Source organism: Laspinema olomoucense D3b, assembly GCF_025370785.1.
Classification (GTDB): domain Bacteria; phylum Cyanobacteriota; class Cyanobacteriia; order Cyanobacteriales; family Laspinemataceae; genus Laspinema; species Laspinema olomoucense.
On the sequence record NZ_JAMXFA010000010.1, the window covers coordinates 96,286 to 101,820 of the forward strand.

The 5,535-nt window shown below is 43.1% G+C and carries 2 protein-coding genes; both read right to left on the bottom strand.

From position 1 onward, the window contains the following. Positions 1 to 3,542: nSTAND1 domain-containing NTPase (locus NG792_RS09670; protein ID WP_261235315.1), on the bottom strand; the 3,542-nt coding region annotated here is incomplete at its 3' end. Between the two features lie 169 nt (positions 3,543 to 3,711). Further along, complete coding sequence (locus NG792_RS09675) at positions 3,712 to 4,761, bottom strand: CHAT domain-containing protein (RefSeq protein WP_261235316.1); 1,050 nt, start codon at positions 4,759 to 4,761, stop codon at positions 3,712 to 3,714. Between the last annotated feature and the right edge of the window lie 774 nt (positions 4,762 to 5,535).

Sequence of the window (5,535 nt, forward strand, 5' to 3'; positions counted from 1 at the left end):
AGTTTGATAGTTTTATCTCCACTCCCAGAAGCGATAGTTTTGCCATCGGAACTGAAAGCGATGCTAGTAACCCAATGCTGATGTCCAGTCAAGGTATAAATTTCTTCCCCAGTCTCTACATTCCAGAGTTTAATAGTTTTATCCCTACTCCCAGAAGCGATAGTTTTTCCATCGAAACTGAAGGCGATGCTTCTAACCCAATGCTGATGTCCAATAAAGGTATGAATTTCTTGCCCAATCTCTACATTCCAAAGTTTGATAGTTTTATCCCTACTACCAGAAACGAGTGTTTTCCCATCGAAACTGAAGGCGATGCTCCAAACAAAATCCTGATGGCCACTCAAGGTATAAATTTCTTCCCCAGTCTCCACATTCCAGAGTTTTATAGTCTTATCCTCACTCCCAGAAGCGAGGGTTTTTCCATCAGGACTGAAGGCGATGGTCCAAACCAAATCCTGATGTCCAGTCAAGGTATGAATTTCTTCCCCAGTCTCTACATCCCAGAGTTTAATAGTTTTATCCCTACTCCCAGAAGCGATAGTTTTTCCATTGAGACTGAAGGCGATGCTAGTAATCCCATCCTGATGTCCAGTCAAGGTATGAATTTCTTCACCAGTCTCTACATCCCAGAGTTGGATAATTTTATCCCCACCCCCAGAAGCCAGGGTTTTGCCATCGGGACTGAAGGCGATGCTAGTAACCGCATTCTGGTGTCCACTCAAGGTATGAATTTCTTCCCAACTCTCCACGTTCCAAAGTCTTATAGTCTTATCATTACTCCCAGAAGCGAGGGTTTTGCTATCGGGACTGAAGGCGATGCTAGTAACTGCATCCTGATGTCCAGTCAAGGTATGAATTTCTTCCCCAGTCTCTACATTCCAGAGTTTGATAGTTTTATCCCCACTTCCAGAAGCCAGGGTTTTGCGATCAGGACTGAAGGCGATGCTCCAAACCCCATCCTGATGTCCAGTCAAGGTATGAATTTCTTCTCCAGTCTCTACGTTCCAGAGTTTGATAGTTTTATCCCCACTCCCAGAAGCGAGGGTTTTTCCATCGGGACTGAAGGCGATGCTCCAAACCAAATTTTGATGTCCAGTCAAGGTATGAATTTCTTCCCCCGTCTTTACGTTCCAGAGTTTAATAGTCTTGTCATTACTCCCAGAAGCGAGGGTTTGGCCATCGGGATTGAAGGCGATGACCCAAACCCCACCCTGATGTCCAGTCAGGGTACGAATTTCTTCCCCCGTCTCTACATTCCAGAGTTTAATAGTTTTATCCCCACTCCCAGAAGCGAGGGTTTTTCCATCGGGACTGAAGGCGATGCTCCAAACCAAATCCTGATGTCCAGTCAAGGTATGAATTTCTTCCCCCGTCTTTACGTTCCAGAGTTTGATAGTCTTATCAGCACTCTCAGAAGCCAGGATTTTGCCATCGGGACTGAAGAGGATGCTAGTAACCGCATCCTGATGTCCAGTCAAGGTATGAATTTCTTCCCCAGTCTCTACATTCCAGAGTTTGATAGTCTTATCATTACTCCCAGAAGCGAGGGCTTTGCCCTCGGGACTGAAGGCGATGCTCCAAACCCCAGCCTGATGTCCAGTCAAGGTATGAATTTCTTCCCCCGTCTTTACGTTCCAGAGTTTGATAGTCTTGTCATTACTCCCAGAAGCAAGGGCTTTGCCCTCGGGACTGAAGGCGATACTATGAACCGAATCTTGATGTTTTCCTAAGCGCTGATGTTCTTTTTTTGCATAGACCGCATCTATCAAATGACCCTTGATAGAAAGTGTAAATTTTTCTTTTAATAAAGAATTTTGAAGTGGGATGGCAATTCGTAAAATTTCTATCAAAGAATCAAAATTCTGTCCTTGATTAAATAATAACTCTGAATTTCGGACAATAGTTTCTCGTTTAGATATTTCGGCTAATCGCCATTGCCACCCCCCAAACCCAGCTACCATCAGAGCCACTACAAAAAAGCTGCTCACTACTATCAAAGTTCGGTGTCGTTGCCGATCGCGCAATCCCCGACTCGAATCAATAAATTGATTTTCTTCTGGGCTAAAACCGCCCAAAACTTGATTAAAAATTGAATCGATTCTAAGTTCTAACACCTGCTCTAACTTCGATCCACTCCATAGTTCTGCATCCGATTTTTGGGATTTCCATAGGTTCAGATCATGATTGAGGCGGTTGCGAATGGCAATGGCTTCTCTATTCTCCTTAATCCAGGTATTTAAGGTAGTCCAAGAGGTTAACAGAATTTCATGAGTAATATCGATTGTAGATTCTTGGGAGTTGCGAGACCGGTCGCTCACTAATAATTTTTGATCAATCAGCTTTGCCAGGACCTCTTGTTCTGATTCATCATGAAATAAGGCTTTAGATGCCCTGCGACGAACGGGCTTCCACTCGCCCCCAGATGCTGCATCCTCACCAATATCAACCAATTTTAGAAAGATTCTTTGCGTGGCCTGTTGTTCGTCCAGTGACAGAGCCTCATAAATGGCATCAACGTGCTTTTGTAACGCTCCCTGAACCCTTCCTATCTGGTGATAAGTTTCTAGCTTTAAGGTCCGGTTCTGGCCTAGCCCCTGTTCAACTTGGGTTCCCCACAACAAGTTTAAGGTATATTGCAATAAGGGCAGATAACCCGCTTGCCCCTTAATATCGTTGAGGATTTCCGTGACTAGCTCAGGCTCAAAAATAACTCCATGATGAGCGGCAGGCTGTTCGATCGCCAATCGCAATTCATCCGGCTGCATTTCCGCAATCAAGGGGCGATGCTTATCGGTAATTTTGGCTAATTTGGGGTGCGGACTCAGTTTGTCTAAGAAATCCGCCCGCATAGTCCCGATGATTTTGACGGCGTTGAGTTGAGTTTTATTTAAGTGGACTAAGCTATTGATAAATAGGTCACGCTTATCCGCTTGAGTCGTGGTAAAGAGTTCCTCAAATTGGTCCAGGACAATTAACCAATATTCATCGGGTTGTTTAAGTTTAGTAATCACCCGATGCAGAGTATCGGCTTTCGCTTCTCGGGCAATTTGGGCATCAGATTGTTTGTATTTACTCAGTAAGCTGGCATAGAACGAATCAAAAGGGTCCCGGTCTGGAGTCAAGATGATTTTGACAAACCGTGAACCCCATTTCTGCGCTAACCAAGGAATTAAACCGGCTCTAACTACGGAGGATTTCCCACTCCCACTTGCTCCCATGAGTAAAATGAGGTTGCTTTGTTCGAGTTCATTGACTAAGCCGGTTAAAAATTGGTCTCGGCCAAAAAATAGGTCTTTATCTTCAACGTCAAATTTGTTTAACCCTTTGTAGGGTGAGGTTTTGATGAACTCCCGGGTTTTGATAGTCTCGCCGGAGGATTGGAGAATTTCAGTATGGTTGAAGGTGAGAATAGGCCCATTAACTAAATAATCTCCTTGGATATAATCTCTACCGATCGCCTCCGTATAGTTCCCTTCCGTTAGCTCAATATAATTTCCTTTTTTTATATCGAATTCTCGGTTATCTGTATTATTATTTTCCATGATAGATGCCACCTTTTCAACGAATTATATTTTAAACTATCAATAAGCTGATGCAGTAGAATACCCTCCCTAAAGTCGGGTTTTATCCCCTATCCGATTTTTACAGGCGGTTTTAGGGGGATTTAATTTCGATTCCCTGTCTTAAACAGCATGAGTTGATATGACTGGCTTAAATGTTTTGAGTTTTCTGCCAATCTTCTAAAGCACCGATGACAAAATGTGCAGCCGGATGCTTAAGACGTTGCTGAAACTCCTGAATGCCATTCTGGGCGATCGCACTCCTGATTTGCGCTGATAATCTGGGGTTATTTTCAATCTGCTTAACCGCTTCGGCTGCTATTTGCATTTTTCCTAGGGTTGTCTCGGTTGAATAAGATTGCCCAAGATGGTCTAGCAATTTTTGCAGTTCTGTCGCAGCATCGGCAAGATTAGATTGGGGGTTGCCTAGGCTGTAATTATTGTTATAAACAATATAATCTCTTCCTATTTTTCCCGTATTATTTCCCTCTTTTATTTCGGTAAAATTACCCTTACCAATTTTAATCCGGCGATTATCAGTAATCGTGGTTGTTTCCGTTGGGGTGATGGGTTGAACCGGAGGGGAAGCCGGTGGGATTTTTGCTGATTCTTCTAGCTCTTTTATCCCTAAAAAAGCGTAGGGGCGAGGTCTGGCTTTCAGTTTGGGGGTATCGGCTTCGTCCATTCCTTCTAAAGCGATGGAGGCACAACCGATTTCAAAACAGCGCTCATAAGGTTCCCCTGCCCCTAAAGCATCGTAAAATCCTGTTGCAAATTTGATGGCGGCTTCATCCCCTATGGGTTGATTCATGCCAATCAGATAATCTATATATTGGTGAATGACTTGGGCTTGAATCTCACTATAACAGGCATTGAGTAAAACACACTCAATTTTTGTTTGAAAGAGGTTAAAGAGATTCCCTAATGATTCGTTACTCACCAGTTGAGTTTGTCCCGCGTCGTTTTCTAAAACGAGTCCCTCGGTTCCGACTCCATGTCCAGAAAAGTGAACGATCGCCGGTTGATACTCTAATAAAGCTCGTCGCAAGTCATCGACTCTAACCGCCCCTTCTGTAACGATTTGAAAGCTATCCCGGTATTTGGACCGCTTCAAGGTGGCTTGAATTTCTCTAACTTCGCGATCGAGTCTCAGTCTGGTAGTTCCCGGTGGATTAACGGATAAAATTAGAATAGTTTTCATGGTTTTCTGTCGATTGGGGCACAATATTCCAGCTTCATCCAATGAATCAAAAGGTAAGGTGTTCAGGATTTAAACTGGATGATTCTCGCTCATTCTCGATATAAGTACACCCCTTACCGGCTGCACTTTTCTCACAAATGAGGGTTTGATAATTTTTTAAGCTCCCATCTAGACAGGTAACAGCTTATCAAGAGTTTACCTAGACTTGAGAGGAGTAACCCATTGACCAAATCTGAAGAGGAAACCCTACAAATATTGGCCCGAAAAATTTCTAACCTTGTATAAAATACTAAAGTTGGGCTTGAGTTCTAATAAAAAATTCCATAGTAAATTACTCGTCTAAAACGAGATAACTCTACTGCTGAATTGACTCAATGCGTTTGATTCAGATGTATTACAGCCTGTTTGGATCTCCCCAATAATTTTCTACCACAAATTACTCAGGGTGTCAAGGGTGCTAACCCAAAAGATGTTTAAAGCAGATCAACTGAAAGGCTGGGCTAACAAATTGGTGAGTTTTCTACCTGACTCTGGGTGGAAAAAATACCTATCCTTTTGGATAGGTGTCGTCCCAAACTGTTGGGAGGCAAAAAATTAACCACAGATTTCACGGATTTTCACGGATTGTTTTCTGTGAAATCTGTGTAATCTGTGGTTATGGATTGAGCAGTTAGGTTTAGTAGGTGTCGCGTCAAATTGTTGGGAGGCAAAAAATTAACCACAGATTTCACGGATTTTCACGGATTGTTTTCTGTGAAATCTGTGTAATCTGTG

What these genes read in the sequence shown, in the direction of transcription:
- NG792_RS09675 (WP_261235316.1), bottom strand. Translation starts at nt 4,761, where the DNA reads ATGAAAACTATTCTAATTTTATCCGTTAATCCACCGGGAACTACCAGA.